At 45.3% G+C, this 19968-nt stretch carries 22 protein-coding genes and 1 other RNA gene; 16 read left to right on the top strand and 7 right to left on the bottom strand.

Annotated elements, in window-relative coordinates:
- The first annotated feature begins 135 nt into the window (after nt 1-135).
- From RA178_RS20795 to RA178_RS20755, 9 genes are all read left to right on the top strand, one after another.
- On the top strand, nt 136-1215 hold the full coding sequence (locus RA178_RS20795) for a pilus assembly protein PilM (protein WP_105253014.1): 1080 nt from the start codon (nt 136-138) through the stop codon (nt 1213-1215).
- Nucleotides 1203-1787, top strand: a complete 585-nt coding sequence (locus RA178_RS20790) for a PilN domain-containing protein (RefSeq protein WP_105250539.1) — start codon at nt 1203-1205, stop codon at nt 1785-1787. Before RA178_RS20795 ends, RA178_RS20790 begins: the two co-directional genes overlap by 13 nt.
- Nucleotides 1784-2407, top strand: coding sequence for a type IV pilus inner membrane component PilO (locus tag RA178_RS20785; RefSeq protein ID WP_263186317.1), 624 nt, complete (start codon nt 1784-1786; stop codon nt 2405-2407). Before RA178_RS20790 ends, RA178_RS20785 begins: the two co-directional genes overlap by 4 nt.
- Nucleotides 2407-2922 (top strand): pilus assembly protein PilP, encoded by a 516-nt coding sequence (locus tag RA178_RS20780; protein WP_105250537.1) that lies wholly within the window; start codon nt 2407-2409, stop codon nt 2920-2922. The genes RA178_RS20785 and RA178_RS20780 overlap by 1 nt, the downstream gene beginning before the upstream one ends.
- A 21-nt stretch (nt 2923-2943) precedes the next feature.
- Complete coding sequence (locus RA178_RS20775; RefSeq protein WP_113941458.1) at nt 2944-4995, top strand: type IV pilus secretin PilQ; 2052 nt, start codon at nt 2944-2946, stop codon at nt 4993-4995.
- Nucleotides 4996-5211: 216 nt separating this feature from the next.
- Nucleotides 5212-5727, top strand: coding sequence for a shikimate kinase AroK (gene aroK, locus RA178_RS20770; protein ID WP_006083542.1), 516 nt, complete (start codon nt 5212-5214; stop codon nt 5725-5727).
- A 9-nt stretch (nt 5728-5736) separates the two neighbouring features.
- On the top strand, nt 5737-6813 hold the full coding sequence (gene aroB / locus RA178_RS20765) for a 3-dehydroquinate synthase (protein WP_113941457.1): 1077 nt from the start codon (nt 5737-5739) through the stop codon (nt 6811-6813).
- 18 nt (nt 6814-6831) lie between these two features.
- Complete coding sequence (locus tag RA178_RS20760; protein ID WP_306683682.1) at nt 6832-8268, top strand: AAA family ATPase; 1437 nt, start codon at nt 6832-6834, stop codon at nt 8266-8268.
- A gap of 48 nt (nt 8269-8316) precedes the next feature.
- Complete coding sequence (locus RA178_RS20755) at nt 8317-9156, top strand: Dam family site-specific DNA-(adenine-N6)-methyltransferase (RefSeq protein ID WP_131525404.1); 840 nt, start codon at nt 8317-8319, stop codon at nt 9154-9156.
- 18 nt (nt 9157-9174) lie between these two features.
- Here the strand turns inward: RA178_RS20755 and RA178_RS20750 are convergent, their stop codons facing one another.
- Together RA178_RS20750 and RA178_RS20745 are read right to left on the bottom strand one after the other, a co-directional pair.
- A complete protein-coding gene (locus RA178_RS20750) occupies nt 9175-9360 on the bottom strand; it encodes a DUF2970 domain-containing protein (RefSeq protein WP_131525403.1) in 186 nt (61 codons plus the stop codon).
- A complete protein-coding gene (locus tag RA178_RS20745; protein ID WP_173248104.1) occupies nt 9360-9725 on the bottom strand; it encodes a hypothetical protein in 366 nt (121 codons plus the stop codon). The genes RA178_RS20750 and RA178_RS20745 overlap by 1 nt, the downstream gene beginning before the upstream one ends.
- 276 nt (nt 9726-10001) lie before the next feature.
- Here RA178_RS20745 and rpe point away from each other — a divergent pair, with 276 nt between their 5' ends.
- From rpe to trpS, 3 genes are all read left to right on the top strand, one after another.
- Nucleotides 10002-10676, top strand: a complete 675-nt coding sequence (rpe, locus tag RA178_RS20740) for a ribulose-phosphate 3-epimerase (RefSeq protein ID WP_012090481.1) — start codon at nt 10002-10004, stop codon at nt 10674-10676.
- Nucleotides 10677-10678: 2 nt separating this feature from the next.
- On the top strand, nt 10679-11356 hold the full coding sequence (locus tag RA178_RS20735) for a phosphoglycolate phosphatase (RefSeq protein WP_173248102.1): 678 nt from the start codon (nt 10679-10681) through the stop codon (nt 11354-11356).
- Nucleotides 11357-11424: 68 nt separating this feature from the next.
- On the top strand, nt 11425-12423 hold the full coding sequence (gene trpS, locus RA178_RS20730; protein ID WP_113941452.1) for a tryptophan--tRNA ligase: 999 nt from the start codon (nt 11425-11427) through the stop codon (nt 12421-12423).
- Nucleotides 12424-12484: 61 nt separating this feature from the next.
- Here the strand turns inward: trpS and RA178_RS20725 are convergent, their stop codons facing one another.
- Complete coding sequence (locus tag RA178_RS20725; RefSeq protein WP_173248100.1) at nt 12485-13357, bottom strand: LysR substrate-binding domain-containing protein; 873 nt, start codon at nt 13355-13357, stop codon at nt 12485-12487.
- A 120-nt stretch (nt 13358-13477) separates the two neighbouring features.
- Here RA178_RS20725 and RA178_RS20720 point away from each other — a divergent pair, with 120 nt between their 5' ends.
- The gene (locus RA178_RS20720) at nt 13478-14362 is read left to right on the top strand and encodes a DMT family transporter (protein ID WP_131525400.1); all 885 of its coding nucleotides are present in this window, start codon (nt 13478-13480) and stop codon (nt 14360-14362) included.
- Nucleotides 14363-14437: 75 nt separating this feature from the next.
- On the opposite strand, the gene dolP is transcribed toward RA178_RS20720, so the two are convergent.
- The 4 genes from dolP to RA178_RS20700 form a co-directional block, all read right to left on the bottom strand.
- On the bottom strand, nt 14438-15004 hold the full coding sequence (gene dolP, locus RA178_RS20715; RefSeq protein WP_105250526.1) for a division/outer membrane stress-associated lipid-binding lipoprotein: 567 nt from the start codon (nt 15002-15004) through the stop codon (nt 14438-14440).
- The gene (locus RA178_RS20710) at nt 15001-15594 is read right to left on the bottom strand and encodes a phosphoheptose isomerase (protein WP_105250525.1); all 594 of its coding nucleotides are present in this window, start codon (nt 15592-15594) and stop codon (nt 15001-15003) included. Before RA178_RS20710 ends, dolP begins: the two co-directional genes overlap by 4 nt.
- Before the next feature lie 108 nt (nt 15595-15702).
- Entirely contained in the window at nt 15703-16029 is a 327-nt protein-coding gene (locus RA178_RS20705) for a YraN family protein (RefSeq protein ID WP_105250524.1), read from the bottom strand.
- Complete coding sequence (locus tag RA178_RS20700) at nt 16026-17921, bottom strand: penicillin-binding protein activator (protein WP_306683677.1); 1896 nt, start codon at nt 17919-17921, stop codon at nt 16026-16028. The genes RA178_RS20705 and RA178_RS20700 overlap by 4 nt, the downstream gene beginning before the upstream one ends.
- Before the next feature lie 88 nt (nt 17922-18009).
- On the opposite strand from RA178_RS20700, the gene rsmI reads away from it, so the two are divergent.
- The 3 genes from rsmI (at nt 18010) to RA178_RS20685 (ending at nt 19965) form a co-directional block, all read left to right on the top strand.
- Nucleotides 18010-18852 carry a 16S rRNA (cytidine(1402)-2'-O)-methyltransferase gene (gene rsmI, locus RA178_RS20695; protein WP_105250522.1) on the top strand — a complete coding sequence of 281 codons (843 nt, stop codon included), beginning with the start codon at nt 18010-18012 and terminating at the stop codon, nt 18850-18852.
- A gap of 65 nt (nt 18853-18917) precedes the next feature.
- Nucleotides 18918-19269: RNase P RNA component class A (gene rnpB / locus RA178_RS20690), an RNA gene on the top strand.
- Between the two features lie 372 nt (nt 19270-19641).
- Nucleotides 19642-19965: a DUF883 C-terminal domain-containing protein gene (locus tag RA178_RS20685; RefSeq protein ID WP_113941447.1), complete on the top strand. Its 324-nt coding sequence runs from the start codon at nt 19642-19644 to the stop codon at nt 19963-19965.
- The last annotated feature ends 3 nt before the right edge of the window (nt 19966-19968 follow it).

The raw sequence follows: 19968 nt of genomic DNA, 5'->3' as shown, positions 1-19968 counted from the left end.
CTTGGTGAAGTAAAAACGTGAGACTCATAAAATAGCATTTGTAAAATGATGAAACATTCGATACAAGTAAGTATAACAAGTTGATTTTGTGCTAATCTCTTTTACTGAAATATAAATAAAAAAGTGACAATGGATATGCTTTCAAATTTATGGAAGCGTCAGGCTCCGCAGATGGTGGGAATCGATATCGGTTCCCATGAAGTTAAGGCCATTTTGTTGAGTAAGACTGCTGACGGATACAAAATATTGAGTCATGCCGCGGTACCCATTAAGAAGGGGGCCGTTAACGATCATGATATTCGTGATGCTGATGCCGTTGTTGAATGCCTTAAGCAAATAAAACGTAGCCTGCCTAAATCCGTTAAATATGCCGCTGTTTCTGTTTCGGGTTCTGCTGTGATGACGAAAGTGATCTACATGGATGCCTCCCTTAGTGAGGAAGAAATGGAGGCACAGATAGAAATTGAAGCCGATAACCTTATTCCGTATTCACTCGATGAAGTTAGCATAGATTTTGAAACGCTAAACGTAAACAGTACCGATCCTACTAAAGTTGATGTGCTGTTGAGCGCATGCCGCACTGACAATATTGATGTCAGAGTCGATGCGCTGGATAGCGTTGAACTTGAGGCTAAAGTGGTGGATGTTGAAGGTTACGCTCTAGGTAGAGCTGCCGAGTTAATTCTGGCCCAGCTTCCAGAAGGAGCGAAACATAAAGCCGTCGCTATGGTTGATATCGGCGCGAATATGACAACTTTCTCTGTGGTTGAATCGGGTGAGACGACTTTTATTCGTGAGCAAGCTTTCGGTGGTGAGCAATTTACTCAGTCAATATTATCCTTCTATGGCATGTCTTATGATCAAGCAGAGAAAGCAAAGATTGAAGGCGACTTACCACGAAATTATATGTTTGAAGTTTTGTCACCTTTTCAAACTCAGCTATTACAACAAATAAAACGTACGCTACAGATTTATTGCACTTCCAGCGGTAAAGATAAAGTCGACTACCTCGTATTATGCGGTGGAACATCTAAATTAGAAGGTATGGCTAATTTACTGACGAATGAATTGGGTGTTCACACTATTATCGCCGATCCTTTTCAAGGGTGTTTGCATGCCGATGAGTCGGTTAAAAGTGCGCTGCAACCTACAATCAGCAAATATATGGTTGCTTGTGGCTTAGCATTGAGGAGTTACGGTCAATGGCGAACATAAACCTACTCCCTTGGCGAGAAGAGGCGAGAGAAAAACAAAAGCGCGACTATATTGGTATTTTAGCGGCAGTATTTTTAGCGTCGGCTATTTTAGTCTATGTCGCAGTATCTTTATTAGATGTTATGACAGATGAGCAAAAAGCACGTAATGCTTATTTGCAGTCGGAAATCAGTCTGCTTGAAACACAAATTTCTGAGATCAAGAAAATTACAGAACGTAAGAAAGACATTGAGCGGCGTACAGAAATTATTCTTAATCTACAGCAATCCCGTAATTTGCCTACTCACGTGTTAGATGAGCTTGTTCGAATAGTACCTCCAGGAATATATCTGTCTAGCCTAGAGAAAAAGGGCAGTTTGTTGCTGATTGAAGGGCGTAGTGAATCGAACAATAACGTCGCCAACATGATGCGAAAGGTGAAAACTTCCGAATGGTTAACCGATCCTAATATGCAATCGATCGTGACCCAAAATGAAGAGTTACGGCAGTTACAGCGTTTTAGTTTGAGAGTCACTATTAAAGGCGCGAGTGTAGATGAGCCTGAGAAAATGACAAAAGGAGCGAGTAAATGAAACTCGATCTAAGTCAATTTAATGATATCGACTTTGAAAATATTGGTGGTTGGCCAAATCAAGTTAAAACCTTTTTCGCGATCCTTTTAGCACTCTGTGTTTTTGCTGCGGGATATTTCTTGGTCGTCTCCGATTCGGTAGATATTTATACCGCAGAGCAAGATAAAGAAGTGCAGCTTAGAGATGATTTCAAGAATAAGTATCAACTTGCGGCAAATTTAAAACTCTACCGAGATCAGCTAGCGACGATGGAAGTGCAGTTTGCAGAGTTACTGAAGATGCTGCCTTCTGAAAATGAAATGCCAGGTTTGCTAGACGATTTAACTTTTGTGGCTACGGATGCAGGACTCAAAATTAATAGTTTGAATTGGGAGCCCGAAATTCAGCGGGATTTCTATATTGAGTTTCCAATTAAAATGTCTGTGACGGGAGATTACCATCAGCTAGGTAGTATGGTGAGTGGTGTCGCTAAGCTGCCGCGTATCGTTAGCCTCCATGATTTTACCATTAAGCGAGATGAAGCCGGCAACTTAGCAATGGATATCTTAGCCAAGACATATCGCTTTAAAGAAGGGGCTGAATTACCACCTGAAAAACCTGCTAATAAGGGGAAGAAATAATGAAATTCTTACCTTTGTTAGCCTTGAGTCTTTTTTTAATGGGTTGTGTTGGCGATCGTAGTGATTTAGAGCTATTTGTTACTACAACCAAAGCGCAACACGTTGCTCATATCCCGCCCTTGAAAGAGCCGCCAAGATTTGAGCACTTTGCCTATCAAGCCGAGTTAATGCGTAGCCCTTTTGTACCACCTTCACGTGAGTTAACGGAAGAAGTTGTTGATACCAGCAAAGATTGTTTACAACCGGACTTAAAGCGTCGAAAAGGACGATTAGAAACTTATCCTTTAGATAATTTAAAAATGCGTGGCACCTTAAGTGAAGCCGATACAACTTGGGCGTTAGTTGAAACAAATGACGGCAGTGTTTATCGGATGGGCGTTGGTGAGTATTTAGGTCTGTTTAATGGACGCATTTCTAAAGTTACTTCACAAAATGTCGAAGTAGTAGAATTAATTCCAGATGGTTCAGGTTGTTGGTCCGAAAGGACGAGCAATTTAGAACTTTCTGGAGAATAACGAGCGAAGGATGAGGGAATAATGAAATCTTCTGCCGCGATAAAAGTCCCGTTAATTTCTTCAGGCTTAATCAAGTCTGTTATTGGGATCGCATTGGTATTTGGAATTTTGCCATCGAGTTATGCTGCAAACCGATTAATGGATGTTAAGTACCATGCCTTGGTTGACCACCAGTTAGAGCTAGAGTTGGTATTTGAAGAAGCGGTCACTCCGCCAGTTATTGACTCTAATGCCTCGCCTGCAGAGCTCGTATTAACCTTTGATAATAGTATTTCTGGTTTATCTAAGGATCGCTTACCCATTAATCAAGTCGGTGTAACTGACATGATGACTGAGCAGCAAGATACTCGTCTTAAAGTCACCTTAGGTATGTCCAAAGTGAAACCTTACCAAGGTTCAGTCATGGGCAACTCATATCGACTCACTATTAATGATGAGGTTGCAGGCGCTCAGACTCAGGCAGAAAATCCCTTCGTTAACAGCATTAAAAATATCGATTTTCGTCGTAATGAAAATGGTGGCGGTGAGTTATTAGTCTATTTGAATAACCGCTCGGTTGCCGTTAACGTTGAGCAAGTGGGCGCTAAACTCGAAGTTAAGTTATATAACACTGATATTAATAGTGATCTGCTTTATGTTATGGATGTGAAAGATTTTTCAACACCAGTAAAAAGCTTCGAGACATTTAAAGAAGATCTAACAACGCGCATTTTAGTTGATATTGCTGGGGAATATGAGTTCAGTTACAAGCAAGAGGATAATCTCTTTAGACTCTCGATGAATAAAGTTGAGAGAGTTGCCGCCAAGAAAGATGTTAAAAAATACAATGGCCGTACTTTGTCGCTTAACTTTCAAAATATCCCTGTACGTACTGTTTTGCAGATCATTGCTGACTATAACAATTTTAACTTAGTCACGAGTGATACTGTTGAAGGCAACATCACCTTGAGATTGGATGATGTGCCCTGGGACCAAGCATTAGATTTGATTCTACAAACCAAAGGCCTAGATAAGCGTATCGAAGGCAACATCTTAATGGTGGCACCGAGCGAAGAGTTGGCTATTCGTGAAAGCCAAAATCTCAAAAATAGGCAAGAAGTTAAAGAGCTAGCACCTTTGTATTCTGAGTACTTGCAAATTAACTATGCCAAAGCGATCGATATTGCTGAGCTGCTTAAAAGCGCAGATTCTAGTTTACTCTCGCCACGCGGCTCAGTCGCGGTCGATGAACGTACCAACACTGTACTTGTGAAAGATACGGCAGAAACGATTGAGAACATCCATCGTTTAGTCGAAGTACTCGATATCCCTATTCGCCAAGTGCTGATCGAGTCACGTATGGTAACAGTCAAAGATGATGTCTCTGAAGACTTAGGCATACGTTGGGGCGTAACGGATCAGCAGGGCAGTAAGGGAACCTCTGGTACATTAGAAGGTGCTCAGAGTATTGCCAACGGCATCATTCCAACTCCTGACCAGCGTTTGAACGTTAATTTGCCTGCGGCAGTGACCAATCCAACAAGTATCGCATTCCACGTTGCTAAGTTGGCAGATGGTACTATTCTTGATTTGGAATTGAGTGCGTTAGAGCAAGAAAATAAAGGTGAAATTATCGCCAGCCCTCGTATTACTACCTCTAACCAAAAGGCGGCTTATATTGAGCAGGGTGTGGAGATCCCTTATGTGCAGTCGACTTCAAGTGGTGCAACCTCGGTCACTTTTAAGAAAGCCGTGTTGTCCTTGCGTGTTACTCCACAAATTACACCTGATAACCGCGTTATTTTAGATTTGGAAATCACCCAAGACTCTCAGGGCAAGACGGTTGACACACCAACGGGTCCCGCAGTCGCCATCGATACCCAACGTATTGGCACTCAAGTGCTAGTTGATAACGGTGAAACCATAGTCCTTGGTGGTATTTATCAGCAAAACTTGATCAGCCGGGTGAGTAAAGTCCCTATTCTCGGTGACATTCCCTTAGTCGGTTTCCTGTTTAGGAACACAACAGACAAAAATGAGCGTCAAGAGCTACTTATTTTCGTAACCCCCAAAATAGTCGGTGAGAAGATCTAAGCACTTGCTATGTATCGACTAAAGCCAGCAGTGATTGCTGGCTTTATTATTACTGGAATACAATTCTTTGCATAAATAGCGCACATGGCTTGCCATAGTAGACCCTAAGCTGAGATAATCCTCGGTCAAGTCTCATAAGAGCAAGGTAACATATAGGTCGGCTTGATGTTGAGTCGATATAGGCATACTTTTCAATAAGATTCAGACGTACAAGAAATGGCTGAAAAACGTAATATTTTTCTGGTAGGCCCTATGGGCGCAGGTAAAAGCACAATTGGTCGCCATCTGGCGCAAATGCTGCATTTAGAATTCCACGATTCGGATCAAGAGATTGAACAACGCACAGGCGCTGATATTGCTTGGGTGTTTGACGTCGAAGGTGAAGAAGGCTTCCGTCGTCGTGAAGCTCAGGTTATTGCTGATTTGTCTGAGAAACAAGGTATCGTCCTTGCCACCGGTGGTGGTTCAGTACAAAGCAAAGATATCCGTAATCATCTGTCTGCTCGTGGCATTGTGGTTTACCTGGAAACCACTATCGACAAACAGGTTGCTCGTACTCAAAGAGACAAGCGACGCCCATTATTGCAAGTGGATGATCCTCGAGAAGTGTTGGAGAATCTTGCAGAGATCCGTAATCCATTGTACGAAGAAATTGCCGATGTGATTGTCAAAACCGATGATCAAAGCGCAAAGATCGTCGCAAATCAGATCATTGAGCAATTAGGTTTTTAGGCAGAATTTATGAAGCAAATTCAGGTTGATTTAGGTGTACGTAGTTATCCCATTTACATTGGCCAGAATTTGATGAGTGATGGCGAGACCTTGTCTCGCTACCTGCTTAAAAAACGTATTCTTATCGTCACCAATGAAACTGTCGCGCCTTTGTATCTTAAACAGATACAAGAGACGATGGCTTCGTTTGGTGAGGTAGAGAGTGTTATCCTTCCCGATGGTGAACAATTCAAAGACTTAGCACATCTAGATACTATTTTTACTGCATTGCTGCAGCAAAACTATGGTCGAGATTCTGTGCTGGTGGCTTTGGGTGGCGGCGTGATTGGTGATATGACGGGCTTTGCCGCGGCATGTTATCAACGTGGGATCGATTTTATTCAAATTCCGACAACTTTATTGTCGCAGGTGGATTCTTCCGTCGGCGGTAAAACGGCTGTTAACCATCCTCTTGGTAAAAACATGATTGGGGCCTTTTATCAGCCACAAATCGTGCTTATCGATACTTTATGTTTACATACGCTTCCAGCGCGCGAGTTTGCGGCGGGAATGGCGGAAGTCATCAAGTATGGCATCATGTGGGATGCTGATTTTTTTCAATGGCTTGAAGATAATGTAACGGCGCTAAAAACCTTAGATGCCGAAGCATTAGTTTATGCTATCTCTCGTTGCTGTGAGATTAAAGCCGATGTGGTTAGCCAAGATGAAACTGAGCAGGGCGTGCGTGCTTTGTTGAATCTGGGTCATACCTTTGGTCACGCGATTGAAGCCGAAATGGGCTACGGTAATTGGCTGCATGGTGAAGCCGTGTCAGCTGGCACAGTCCTTGCTGCTAAAACAGCTAAGGCACTGGGGCTTATCGATGAGTCAATAGTTTGTCGTATCATACAGTTACTACAAGCTTTTGATCTTCCAGTGAGTGCGCCGGAATCTATGGATTTCGACAGTTTCATTCAACATATGCGACGCGATAAAAAAGTTTTAGGCGGTCAGATTCGACTGGTGCTCCCAACGGCAATAGGCCGCGCGGATGTGTTTAGTCAAGTCACAGAATCTACCCTTGAACAGGTTATTCGCTGCGCATAAAAACTGTGTGGTGGGCGAGTGACGTTTCAGGGTTCTGTCTTGCTTCCTTCTCAGGAAGCCCTCATACAAAGAATGCATCATGTTGCCAGTTATAGCGATCAGCTGCTGGTGCTTTCTGGTGTCAGCGGTTCAGGAAAAACGACCTTAGTTACCGGATTAGCGACCGATTTTGACGAGTCAAATGCGGCATTTGTGATTTGTCCTATGCATGCCGATAACGCTGAGATACGCCGCAAAATTCTAGTCCAGCTAATTTCATCCCCTATTTTTGACGACGACATTCCCCTCGCCGATACGCTGTTGCGGCTTGCGAGTACGCAAACTAAACCTTTACATATTATTATCGATGATGCGCATTTATTACCTAAGGCGCTCTGGGCTGAGTGTATTATTCTCAATCAGATCCAGTGTGCGGGTAAGAATATTGCCGTCACGCTCACGGTTCCACCGGCATTCTTAGCGGACCTATTGCCACAATTACCCGAGCCATTGCGGCGGCAAATATTGCCTATCAGTATTGAGCCGTTAACCATGCCAGAGCGTGAAGCTTTGTATCAAACATTGCTGAGATACAGCGATCAAAACCCTTTTACGCCAAGGGAAATCGTACGCAGTCAGCTTGAGAAGCAAACGGGTACGCCGCAAGAAGTGGTCAATCTGTTAGATAAAGCCTTGCATAGCCCGCAAGAGAAAACATCTTCTTGGATGAAATATAAAGCTGTGATGGTGACAGCTGTGAGCATGTTGTTAGCGCTAGGTATTTGGCTTGGTGTTACTCAACCATTTTCTGAAGAGCAAGCCCTAGAGACTGCGACTTTTCCTGCGATAGATTCCCCCGTTTTCTTGTCCTATGGGCAAAAAATCTTAGCCCCCTATTTTGCTCTGCGCGCTGATCAATTAAAGTTTGCCGCCGTACCCGTGACAGTTAACGAAATAGAAACATCCAAAGCCAAAACAGAACCGGCTGTCGATCCATTAAGTGAATTCCATGGTGAGGCACCACATCCTGAGCCTGATGATGCAGCCTTAGTGAGTGTTGGTGAAGTGAGTAGCAAGTCTTTTGGTGGTGATGAGCCAACTGTGGATGCAGAGCCTCAAGCTAAAACGGTAGGTGTTCAGTCCCCAGCGCCAGTGGTGGCAAAGGTTGATAAAACAGTTTTGGAACCGCAAAAGCCACTCAAAGGTTATACCGTACAAATAGCGAGTGTTGCTCAGCTAGATACCCTGCGTTCGACATTAAAGAGTCTTGAGAATGTCGAGGGCGTTCGAGTCGCAAAGTATAAACAGCGATGGGTTGTCCTCGTTGGTCACTATAGCAGTAGCAAATTGGCTTCGAATGCGGCGGCGCAATTGGTTAAGGAGTATCGTTTTGAGCAACCTTGGGTCAGAAAATGGGCCGATTTGAAAGATTATCAAGTAGAAGAAAGTCTCTCAAATCGTGAAATTTCAGAATAAACAGAGTACAATCATGGCCTTTATTTTTGTCGGCATTCATCAAGTTAAATGATAAAAAAACACAGAGCCTTCCTTAAGTGGGCTGGCGGTAAATTTAAATTGGTGGATGATTTAGCCAGTTATTTACCCGCAGGAGACCGTTTGGTCGAGCCGTTTGTGGGTGCAGGATCCGTTTTCTTGAATACGGATTATCCTAGCTACCTGCTCTGTGACATTAATCAGGACTTGATCGAGTTATATCAGATAGTGAAGCATCAACCGGAAGCATACATTGCCGCAGCTAAAGCATTGTTTGTCGATGAGATGAATCAAAAGGAAGCTTACTATCAGGTGCGTACCGACTTTAATAAATGTCGCGACCCTTTCCAGCGTTCTGTGTATTTTCTTTATTTAAATCGCCATGGTTTTAATGGCTTATGCCGTTATAACCGTAAGGGTGGCTTCAATGTGCCCTTTGGCTCCTATAAAAAACCTTATTTCCCCGAAAAGGAAATCTGGGCCTTTTCTGAAAAAGCGCAACGTGCTGAGTTTAAATGCATTGGTTACGAAAAAGCCTTTGAGCAGACACGCAGTGGCGATGTTATCTATTGCGATCCACCTTACGCACCGTTATCTACTACATCCAGTTTCACGACATATGTTGGTGCCGGTTTTAGTTTAGACGATCAAGCACTACTGGCTCGTCATTCGCGCCATACCGCGTTAGAGCGTGGTATTCCGGTATTGATTAGTAATCACGATATTCCATTAACTCGCGAGTTATATCGCGGCGCGCATTTAGCGAAAATTCAAGTGCAACGCAACATTAGCCAAAACGGCAGTGGTCGTAACAAAGTGGATGAGTTGATGGCGCTATATGATGAAAACTACGATCCAAAAGACGACTAGTTTCAACATAAATAACGTTTAGCTAAGCACTTGTCCTACGAGAAACATCAGACTTGCCACTAAGATGACAGCTAATACTATGCCCATCACTATGTAGGGCAATGGGGAACTGGTTTGAAAGTCTTTTTTACGATTTTCGCTAGTTTGTACCCCGAAAAAGGCGGCAATGGTACTGTGAAATACTTGCCAAATGCGGCTAAGCATTAATAGGCGAGATGCGACGTAGTGGGCTTGAGATCATCCATAGGTTTATCTTGATGACCATGTAATAGCTCAAGTAGATCGACAAAGTGGAACTGACTCGAACGGTTTTTACCTGTAAGCCACGTTTTCCAGCTTAAGGTTTGTGCTTGATCGGCGCAGCGATTATTAGGGTGGCTACTGGGCAGTGCATTGTTGTAACGAGTGTCATTGCTACAAGCGCAAGATGCAGTTTCGGTATTTTCCGTAAGTTTTTCAACGCCCAAAGCTAGCGTGGCCACTACAACTGCAGTAAATGCCAACATCATAGATGACTTAAATGTCACCGACCTAACATAGTGTGAAAACTGACTAAACCGCTCCATCATAACGCTTCCTTTGGAATGAACCAGCACTGCGCCTCGAGTATAACAAACTCGCTTAGTTTATGAACAAAAAATTATCAATTCCAGCCAAAATGCTCGGAAATATTAGCTTATTTTACCGAATCTAAGCCCCAATTTACTGCGATAGCTGCAGAGTGTGCTGCTTTGCTGACATAGGCACAGCGGATCAATTGCCAGAAATGTGGCTTTAGCTATAGAGGCTTAGCTTGGCTCAGGGTAAAATAAGGCACTTTTTATCCAAATAGCAGCGAGTGTTTTATGCGTCCATTCTTGATTGCTCCATCAATTTTATCTGCCGATTTTGCCCGTTTGGGTGACGATGTAAAAGCTGTGTTAGATGCGGGAACCGACGTAGTACATTTTGATGTGATGGATAATCACTATGTTCCTAACTTAACGATTGGCCCTATGGTGTGCCAAGCACTGCGTAACTATGGGATTACCGCTGATATTGATGTGCATTTGATGGTTAAGCCAGTTGATCGTATCGTGCCTGATTTTGCTAAAGCGGGCGCGTCTATTATTACTTTCCACCCAGAAGCTTCTGAGCACGTCGATCGCACACTTCAGCTCATCAAAGAGTGCGGTTGTAAGGCAGGTCTCGTGTTTAATCCTGCGACACCACTGCATTATCTTGACCATGTGATGGATAAGCTCGACGTGATCCTATTGATGTCAGTGAATCCTGGTTTTGGTGGTCAATCCTTTATTCCATCAACCTTAGATAAGCTGCGCCAAGTGCGTGCGCGTATTGATGCCAGTGGTTTTGATATTCGCTTAGAAGTCGATGGCGGCGTTAAGGTCGACAATATCGCCGAAATCGCGGCCGCCGGTGCGGACATGTTTGTTGCGGGCTCGGCTATTTTCGGCAAGCCCGATTATAAGGCCGTTGTTGATGAGATGCGTGCCGAACTTGCTAAAGTTGGGGCATAGCCATGTGGGATAAGATTAAAGCGATTGCGTTTGATCTAGATGGCACGCTGATTGACAGTGTGCCTGACCTAACCGTTGCCACGCAGGAAGCCTTAGCCGAGTTAGGTTTGAAGAGCTGCTCTGAGGCGCAAGTTCGTACTTGGGTCGGTAACGGTGCAGAGATGTTGATGCGCCGTGCTATGAGTCATACTTTGGGTACGGATGTTGAGCAAACAACCCTTGATGCGGCTATGCCGATTTTTATGCATCATTATCAAGAAAATCTTGAAAAGCACAGTGCGCTGTATAGCGACGTGCATCAAGTGCTGCAAACTTTGTTTGATGCAGGCTTTAAGTTAGCGGTTGTCACCAATAAACCCTATCGTTTTACCATGCCATTACTCAATGCTTTTGGGATTAACGACTTTTTCAGCTTAGTGTTAGGTGGCGATACCTTAGCTAAGATGAAGCCCGACCCTTTGCCGCTGCAGCATTTATTGCATGAGTGGCAATTGGAGAAAACTGAGTTATTGATGGTCGGCGATTCTAAAAACGACATTTTAGCGGCGAAAGCGGCTGGGATAGCGTCAATCGGCTTGACCTACGGCTACAACTACGGTGAAGATATTGGGCTCAGTGGCCCAGATGCCGTATGTGAGCAATTTAGTGAGATTCTGAACTGGGTAAAACCTACCAAGTAATGGGGGTTACCTGTTTTTTAGTCGATTTTTTTAGTCTTTTTATATATAGATAGTGGAGCAATGACGTAATGACCAAACCCATAGTACTCAGCGGTGCACAGCCGTCCGGCGAATTAACCATAGGTAACTACATGGGTGCATTGCGTCAATGGGTTGCGATGCAAGATAGCCACGACTGCCTGTATTGTGTAGTTGATTTGCATGCCATTACTGTGCGCCAAGATCCTAAAGCGTTGCGCGAAGCGTGTTTAGATACCTTAGCCCTGTATTTGGCCTGTGGCGTCGATCCTAAAAAGAGTACAGTGTTTATCCAGTCACAGGTGCCACAACATACGCAATTGGGTTGGGCATTAAACTGCTATACCCAAATGGGTGAGTTGAGCCGCATGACTCAGTTTAAAGATAAATCACAAAAGCACGCCAACAACATCAACGTGGGTTTATTTGGCTACCCAGTGTTGATGGCGGCGGATATTCTGATTTATCAAGCGAACGAAATCCCCGTTGGCCAAGATCAGAAGCAACACCTTGAGTTAACGCGTGATATCGCTACTCGCTTTAACAATGCCTATGGTGATACTTTCACCATTCCTGAGCCGTTTATTCCTGAACTTGGCGCTAAAGTCATGTCGCTGCAGGAGCCGCTAAAGAAGATGTCTAAGTCAGACGATAACCGTAATAACGTTATCGGCCTGCTAGAAGATCCGAAATCAGTGCTGAAGAAGCTGAAAAAAGCCATGACAGACAGTGATGAGCCGCCAGTCGTGCGTTTTGATGTGGATAATAAACCGGGTGTTTCTAACCTGCTGAGTCTCATGTCGGGTGTGACAGGGCAAAGCATTGCGAGCCTAGAAGCCGAGTTTGAAGGCAAGATGTATGGTCATTTGAAAGGTGCAGCAGGTGAAGCGGTTGTGAGCATGTTAGAGCCACTGCAAGAGCGTTACCGCGCGATTCGTAGCGATCGCGCTTACTTAGACCAAGTGATGAAAGCTGGTGCACAGAGTGCGCAGGCGCGCGCCGAAGTGACCCTGAAGAAAGTGTATGAGAAGATTGGTTTGTTAGTGTAATCAATCGATCGATAAATTAAGCCGACGTTCGCGTCGGCTTTTTTGTGCCTGTAAATTCATCCTAAGCCTGTGATTTTAGCCAAGATGAGAAAGCGGCAATCGCAGGTTCTGATAAACGGCGTTGCTTACAAAAGAAGGTAAATTCAAATCCGGTATGTACATCGGGCAGATTCAAGGTGACTAAACGCCCCGTTGTGATATCGCCAGCCACCATAAAGTCCGGCGCTAGGGCTAAGCCTTGGCCAGCAATCGCCGCTTCAATCGCCATCACAATATGACTAAACACATGCTGTTGTTCGTTATCGAGTGGTATTTGGTGCGCCGATGACCACTTGTGCCAGTCGAGCCCTAATGGTCCTTCATCAACCACCAGCAGAGCTTGTTGCTGGAAATTACTCAGGCTTATATCGCGCCATTTAAGGTAAAAACTGGGGCTGCATACAGGAATTAAACGCTCTTTGTGCAGTAACTGTTGCCAATAACCACGTTGATTTAGCTTACCGGCGATGAAGATATCCGCAGTGCTGGTGCTTAGATCAGGATCTTGGGTGATCATCTCGAGGCGGATTTTCACGCTCGGATATTGGCGGCGAAAATCGGCGAGTCTTGGGATCAACCATTTTACTGAAAATGAGCTGTAAACGGCTAGGCAGAGCTGTTGATTTGGCGTATCGCGTACTTTCAAGTTGAGGTCGCTTAACTCGTTGAATATCCGCTCTAACTCTAAAAATAGTCCGTGCCCCTTAGGCGTTAACTGCAGTTTACGCCCCTGACGGTCGAACAGTAGCTCGCCAAAATACTCTTCTAATACTCGCACTTGGTGCGACACTGCACTTTGGGTGATGCACAGTTCATCGGCGGCCTTAGAAAAATGCTGCTGTCTGGCGGCAGCTTCAAACACTTGTAGAGCGCGTAATGGCGGGAGCTTTCTCATGATTTTCAATATCTAAAGGCTTTAGTATGAATTTAATTCATCTAGCATGAGAAAGCATCATTTCAGCTTAAGTTTTGCGAGGATTATCATGCCGCCATTGAGATTTATGGATGTTAAAAAATGCAACGCCCAGTAGTTATTGGTTTGATTTTATTGATAGTAGGTAACCTATTCAGTGCCTTCTATGATGTATCGATCAAGTGGTTACCGGACGATGCGAGTGCCTCGACTTTCCTCCTTGTCAGGCAAATCTCTTCAGTATTTATGTTGTTGCCAGTGTGGCTGTATTCGCAGCGTCCGATGACGACACATATCTCAGTTCACCTTTGGCGTGCCAACATAGGCTCAGTTGGCGCGCTTTTTTTAATTATTGGCTTAATGGCATTGCCGCTCGCGACAGTTAGCTCATTGTTTTACTCCGCACCGCTAATGATTATTTTGATGGGGTATTTCTTCTTGAGCGAGAGGATCACCGCTGCTCAGACAATCTGTACTGGCTTAGGTTTTGTCGGCATCTTGATTATCCTGCGGCCGAGCGAAATGAACTGGTACGGCATTGCTGTACTGTTTTCTGCTTTTACTTTTGCAGTGAATCAGTTAGCACTTAAAAAAGTACCCCATGCTGAGCATCCCGTGCTAACGCTAATGCTATATAACTTGCTGGGTATTCCGGCAACGTTAGTGATTGCAGCGTTTCAGGGGATTGAGGGTTTGAGTTGGGAGCTGGTGGGCGTGGCCTTGCTGAGCAACGCATTTTTATTGGTTTATCACTGGTTTTGTGTGCTGGCTTACCGCAAGGCACAGGCGAGTGATATCGCGATTGCGGAATACACAGGCTTGTTGTTTATTGTCTTTTTAGGCTGGTTGTTGTTCGATGAATGGTTGGATAACTTAAGTTGGCTCGGTGCCGCCTTAATCGTATTGCCTTCGTTGTTTTTACCTTGGCTAGGATCGCTCCTATCAAAATCGGCACCTAAGATAGCGGATACACTCACGGGAAAATAACAGCAAGGGTTAAAGCCTAAGTGGGCGAGTTAGCTCACCACTTAGGCTCAAGTTTTAAATAGGTAAACTGCAAAATTACTTAGCATACTCAAATACTTTCACCACTTTACGCACGCCAGCAGTATTACGGGCGATATCAACAGCTAAGTCTGCTTGTGAGCGATGAATAACTCCCAGCAGGAAGACTTCACCATTTTCAGTGATGACTTTAATGCGAGTCACATCCAAATCTTTTTCGTTCAGCATGCGGCCCTTCACTTTGGTTGTAACCCAAGTGTCATTGCTGCGGGTGGTGAAAGAGGTTGGATTGCCAATGCGGATTTGATTATGTATTTTGCCGCCGAGCTTAAGATCTTGTACGACCTTGATGGCTTTATCCCTTAACGTAGAGTTAGGGGCTTGGCCTATCATAAGTACATTGCCATTGACGGATACACCTGTGATATTCGTTTGTTTTTTAAGATCTTCTTGCTCTAGCAGTGCGCTGGTGATCTTAAAATCAGTATTGGTATCATCAAGCTGAGTCTTAACAGTACGTTCGTCGTTGGCCATCATAGCGCCACTGACTGCGCCCACCATAACGGCACCGGCGCAGCCTTGAAGCAGCAAGCAAACCATTAACAGCGGGGCAGCGTGTCTCATTGCTGCTCGTCCTGTGGGAAGAGGGTGCGGTCAATATTGTCACACAGGCAATGGATCACCAGTAAGTGCACTTCTTGGATACGTGCAGTGACATTTGAAGGTACGCGGATTTCCACATCGTTCACGCTCAGTAGGCCAGCCATAGCGCCGCCATCTTTACCTGTTAGCGCTACGATAGTCATGTCGCGGCTTAATGCGGCTTCAATGGCTTTAATCACGTTACCTGAGTTACCACTGGTCGAGATAGCTAGCAGAATGTCGCCCGGTTGACCTAAGGCAAAAATCTGTTTTGAGAAAATCTCATCATAGCTATAGTCGTTGGCGATCGCTGTGATGGTTGAAGTATCGGTAGACAGAGCTATGGCCGGTAAGGGTGGACGTTCAATCTCGTAGCGGTTTAGCAATTCTGCTGAGAAATGTTGCGCATCGCCAGCACTGCCGCCGTTACCGCAAGCAAGGATTTTATTGCCACCCAAAAGACAGTGCACCATCATCTCGGCCGCTTTGGCGATTGATTCTGGCAGTGCTTCGGCTGCATCGATTTTTGTCTGGATAGATTCAGTAAAGCTGTCTTTAATGCGTTCTAACATGGATAAATCCTTTCAGGATAAAGTGTTGCTATCATGCCATATTTCCACAAGCGTGTTGAGGCACAGACGTTAAAATAATTTGTGTAGTCACTCTTTCACTATTGGCGCTTAAAAGGCATCGACCAGCCAATGAATTTGATCGGCTTCCATGGCGATGACATCGAAACGACAGGGCACATCGAGTCTATTGAGTTGTAAATAGTGGCTAGCCGCTTTGCGAATTCGCGAAATCTGCGCGCTGCTTAGGGCCTGTAATGCGCCGCCATATTGATTTGCCGAACGATACTTCACTTCGACAAATACCCAATGGTTTTTATGGCGCATGATTAAATCAATTTCCCCAAACGGATAGCGGACATTACGTTCGACAAAAGTTAAGCCTTGTTGTTCAAGGTAACGTTGGGCGTGCGATTCTGCCTGCTGTCCGAGTGTCATAACTGGCGGAAGCTACCTCTTTCATAACGTCCCCAGCTTAATTGGCGGTTGACTATGCCATCTGGACTGACAGATAAAGCACCACTGCGACCATTGAATTGATAGCCTGTGAATGAGCGCATTTGCGCTAAACGGCCGATCAAATCCATTGCATCATAACCCATAACAAACAAACGTTTCTGACTGTTATTCCAGCCCGAAAATAGTGTGTTGACCATCAGATTTTCTTCGCCGTTTTGCATTAGCCAAGGTGCGTCGCTTAGGGTCAGGTTATTTAAATCCTGCGCCGTTTGTGTGCTTTCATTTTCAACTCGGCTGCGGCTTGAGGTATATAAAGGCACAGGTTGTGTGAAAACGCTAAAGTTTACGTCGATAAAGGCCTTGAGCAGGGTTAGATCCTGTGGCGTTGAAATCATATAAATGGCATCAATATCTTGGCGTGAACGGAAGTCGGCTTGTACTGAATTGCCTAACAACTCTTTAATACGGGCGATCCGCTCTTGGCTATCGCGCACGCCAAGGGCATCTTGTACTGTGGTGCGCATTTTATCACCGCCATCGAAGTAGTGAACTTCGACAGGGTTATCGCTCTTCTTTTTCCATGCTTGAATAAAGCTTTCGGCCATGCGTTTGCCAAGGGCATCGTTACTGGCGAGCAGTAACGGCATAGTTACGCCATCTTGATATAAATGCTCCGCCGCATCGGCCGCCTCTTGTGCGGGAGATAATGCAAAGTAGAACCTATTCGGATCGGGGGTGAACTTATCAACTTGATTTAAAAATAGTTGTGGTACAGGCGCAGCAGGTGCTGTATTGGCCGTTTTGTCTGGGTTGGTAGTATTAGTCACCGTATTAGTGGTGGCTGTGTTTGCCGCATTGATCACTTGCAGTTGTTCAATTTCAGTAGGCAATAATGGGCCAATAATAAATTCGGCTCCCGCAGTTAGCGCCTGTTGGTAAGCGCTGGCAGCATCGTTTGCCGTGTCATAAAAGTTGACTGCGACTTGGTCATTTTGCTTGGCCATGTAACTGGCTAATATGCCTTGGCGAATTGCATTGGCAGCGTTAGCTCTTGGGCCCGTCAGCGGCAACAGCACAGCAATGTTTTTTGGCGTAAATGGCTTAGCGTTTAAGGCTCTGTCAAGATCGGCGGGCAGCTTAGCCGCTGCAGGATGATAAGGATTTTGTTTCTGCCATTCGCCTAAGTAGCGTACTAACTGTGTCGGATCGACAGCATAATGCTTCGCGATATAAGCCAATTGCAACCAACCCGTAAACACAGGAGTCTTAGCATCTTTGGTAAAGGCTTTTAAGGTTTGTTCGTGCATTGGCTGCAGAACTTGCCAAATCGCGTTATTCACCTCGTTGGCTTGGGCGGGGGGCAAGTAAGTCGTCAGTAAACTCAGTTCACGCACTTGCTCAATAGGTTGTTTATTCAATTGATATAAATGTGCCTTGAATTGGTGATAGGCCGTCATCTGCCAGCTTGGCAAACTCCAATTGCTTGGATAATTGAGAACTTTAAGTGCATCACTATAGGTGGACGTGTGTTCAAGCACGCGCGCGGTCAAGTATTTATGTTCGGCCAGAAATGTTGGGCTCTGATTCAAGCTTGGCTGTATCGATTTTAGTAGCTTCTGCGCCGCTGCGTAGTCGTTGGCATTGATATAGGCATGGGCTGCGAGCAGCAGATTAGTATCGCGCTGCTGCGGATCTTTGCTATTGGCGGCTTGTGCCAAATACACATTGGCCGACAAAGGTGCGGATGCTAAAGAGGTGGCCACTGTGGGTGCAGTTCCGGTCGAGGTGGGCGTTGAAGTGCCACAACCCGCCAAGATTACCGATAAAATGGCCACGGAAACGAACTTAGTTGTATTCAGGCTTTTTAACACTGGGCTTCACTCTGGTAAGATGCAGCCTCTAGTTTAACCTTCTCTCGCGCTTGACGAAAGTCTTGGCACTGTCATTACAGAGGTATATATGGACCAAAGCGTCGCACTCTACATAGTTCCTACTCCCATAGGTAATTTGGGCGATATGAGCTCACGGGCAATAGAGGTGCTGAATCAGGTTTCATTGATCGCCTGTGAAGATACTCGCCACAGCGGTAAGTTATTGAGCCACTTTGGTATTACTACAAAAACTACGGCGCTGCATGATCATAACGAGCGTGCTCGTGCCCAGTGGATTGTCGATCAGCTTGCGGCTGGGCTGTCGATTGCATTAATTTCAGATGCGGGTACCCCGTTGATTTCCGATCCGGGTTATCACTTGGTCTCCCATGTGCGCCAATCTGGGTTTAATGTGATCCCTTTGCCCGGCCCTTGCGCGGCAATTACCGCCCTGAGCGCCTCGGGTTTGCCATCGGACCGTTTTTCTTTCGAAGGTTTTCTGCCCTCTAAAGAAAAAGCCCGCGCTGATAAGTTATTAGCATTGAAAGAAGATCCGCGCACGCTGATATTTTATGAATCACCCCACCGCATTGAGCACAGTCTAACGACTATGGTTGAAGTGCTTGGTGGCGAACGCCACGTCGTCATGGCGCGTGAAGTGACCAAAACCTTCGAAACTTTTTTATCTGGCCCTGTCTCAGAGGTGCTTGCCACCGTAAGTACTGACCCGAATCAGCAGAAGGGTGAAATCGTGCTTATGGTGCATGGCTACCATTTGAGTGATGACGAAGCGATTCCCACCGTCGCTATTAATACGCTCAAACTCTTATGTGAAGAATTACCATTGAAGAAAGCCGCAGCAATTGCCGCGCAAATTCATGGACTTAAAAAGAACGCTCTGTACAAATACGGCCTAGAGTCTGATTTATAAGCGCTAAAACGGTTACGAGCGGATTATCTGTGGTGCATCAGGGTGGCTTAGGCTATAATCCGCGCCGAGTTGGCCAGACAGTCGCCGCGTTCGCAAGAACGGGGAGGAAAGTCCGGGCTCCAAAGAGCGGGGTGCCAGGTAACGCCTGGGCGGTGCGAACCGACGACAAGTGCAACAGAGAGTAGACCGCCTGCCTGATTTATCAGGTCGGTAAGGGTGAAAGGGTGCGGTAAGAGCGCACCGTGCGGCTAGCAATAGTTCGTAGCAAGGTAAACTCCACCCGGAGCAAGACCAAATAGGGTTCCGTATGGCGTGGCTCGCGTTGGAACCGGGTAGGTCGCTTGAGCCTGTGAGCGATTGCAGGCCTAGATGAATGACTGTCCAAGACAGGACCCGGCTTATCGGCCAACTCACCTCATTCAACAAAAAGCCCGTTTGTCGTAATGACAAACGGGCTTTTTGTTTTTTAATTTATACGGTAATGATAAATTTTATTTGATTAACTCATTAAAAAATAAGAGTTATCTCGTTCTCCCGGCCCTTCAGTCTATCGCTTATTTAGCTTTCAGTTTAGCCGCCATTACAGCCATTTCTCGCCTTTCTTCGTCGCAGGTAAAAATTACTCAATGCAGGTAACATCTACCGTTAACTGGGAGGGTTAATAGAAATAAAGTAGTTATAACTTATTGTTTTTATGCGTTTATATTGTTTGGTATAGCCATTGCATTGGTTTGTACGCAAAGTGCAGCATCTTGTTGCATTGCACAGTGTTCACCAAGGAGGCTTTCTATGGCCAGTTCAAAAAGCGTAGCAGAACAAACTAACAGTAAAGATAGCGGTGCTTTAAATTCACCCACAACAGCGAAAGCAACTGAAGTGACGCACCATGCCGTTGATGCAGTGGCAGAGAAAGCCGCAGTTGCAGAAGACACTTTGCGTAAAACGGCAGCTAGCTCACAGGAAACTCTGGCGCTCAAGCAGGAGGAAATCAAATTACAACTGCAAAGTTCTTATAGCAAAACCCGTGAGTTGGCAGCGCAAAATCCATTGGCCACAGCTGGGATTGCCTTTGCCGCTGGTGTGGTATTAACGGCTTTATTGCGCCGTCGCTAAGGT

It is taken from the genome of Shewanella oncorhynchi, from assembly GCF_030848765.1.
GTDB lineage: Bacteria > Pseudomonadota > Gammaproteobacteria > Enterobacterales > Shewanellaceae > Shewanella > Shewanella oncorhynchi.
The sequence above is the reverse complement of the archived record's forward strand: the minus strand, read 5'-3'. Positions and strand labels throughout refer to the sequence as shown.

Coding starts and splice junctions, on each gene's coding strand:
- RA178_RS20710 (WP_105250525.1), bottom strand. CDS start 15,594: ATGTTAGAACGCATTAAAGACAGCTTTACTGAATCTATCCAGACAAAA.
- RA178_RS20685 (WP_113941447.1), top strand. CDS start 19,642: ATGGCCAGTTCAAAAAGCGTAGCAGAACAAACTAACAGTAAAGATAGC.
- dolP (WP_105250526.1), bottom strand. CDS start 15,004: ATGAGACACGCTGCCCCGCTGTTAATGGTTTGCTTGCTGCTTCAAGGC.
- RA178_RS20725 (WP_173248100.1), bottom strand. CDS start 13,357: ATGAGAAAGCTCCCGCCATTACGCGCTCTACAAGTGTTTGAAGCTGCC.
- aroB (WP_113941457.1), top strand. CDS start 5,737: ATGAAGCAAATTCAGGTTGATTTAGGTGTACGTAGTTATCCCATTTAC.
- RA178_RS20705 (WP_105250524.1), bottom strand. CDS start 16,029: ATGACACTCGGACAGCAGGCAGAATCGCACGCCCAACGTTACCTTGAA.
- aroK (WP_006083542.1), top strand. CDS start 5,212: ATGGCTGAAAAACGTAATATTTTTCTGGTAGGCCCTATGGGCGCAGGT.
- rpe (WP_012090481.1), top strand. CDS start 10,002: ATGCGTCCATTCTTGATTGCTCCATCAATTTTATCTGCCGATTTTGCC.
- RA178_RS20790 (WP_105250539.1), top strand. CDS start 1,203: ATGGCGAACATAAACCTACTCCCTTGGCGAGAAGAGGCGAGAGAAAAA.
- RA178_RS20775 (WP_113941458.1), top strand. CDS start 2,944: ATGAAATCTTCTGCCGCGATAAAAGTCCCGTTAATTTCTTCAGGCTTA.
- RA178_RS20745 (WP_173248104.1), bottom strand. CDS start 9,725: ATGATGGAGCGGTTTAGTCAGTTTTCACACTATGTTAGGTCGGTGACA.
- RA178_RS20735 (WP_173248102.1), top strand. CDS start 10,679: ATGTGGGATAAGATTAAAGCGATTGCGTTTGATCTAGATGGCACGCTG.
- RA178_RS20780 (WP_105250537.1), top strand. CDS start 2,407: ATGAAATTCTTACCTTTGTTAGCCTTGAGTCTTTTTTTAATGGGTTGT.
- trpS (WP_113941452.1), top strand. CDS start 11,425: ATGACCAAACCCATAGTACTCAGCGGTGCACAGCCGTCCGGCGAATTA.
- RA178_RS20750 (WP_131525403.1), bottom strand. CDS start 9,360: ATGCTTAGCCGCATTTGGCAAGTATTTCACAGTACCATTGCCGCCTTT.
- RA178_RS20785 (WP_263186317.1), top strand. CDS start 1,784: ATGAAACTCGATCTAAGTCAATTTAATGATATCGACTTTGAAAATATT.
- RA178_RS20755 (WP_131525404.1), top strand. CDS start 8,317: ATGATAAAAAAACACAGAGCCTTCCTTAAGTGGGCTGGCGGTAAATTT.
- RA178_RS20795 (WP_105253014.1), top strand. CDS start 136: ATGCTTTCAAATTTATGGAAGCGTCAGGCTCCGCAGATGGTGGGAATC.
- rsmI (WP_105250522.1), top strand. CDS start 18,010: ATGGACCAAAGCGTCGCACTCTACATAGTTCCTACTCCCATAGGTAAT.
- RA178_RS20720 (WP_131525400.1), top strand. CDS start 13,478: ATGCAACGCCCAGTAGTTATTGGTTTGATTTTATTGATAGTAGGTAAC.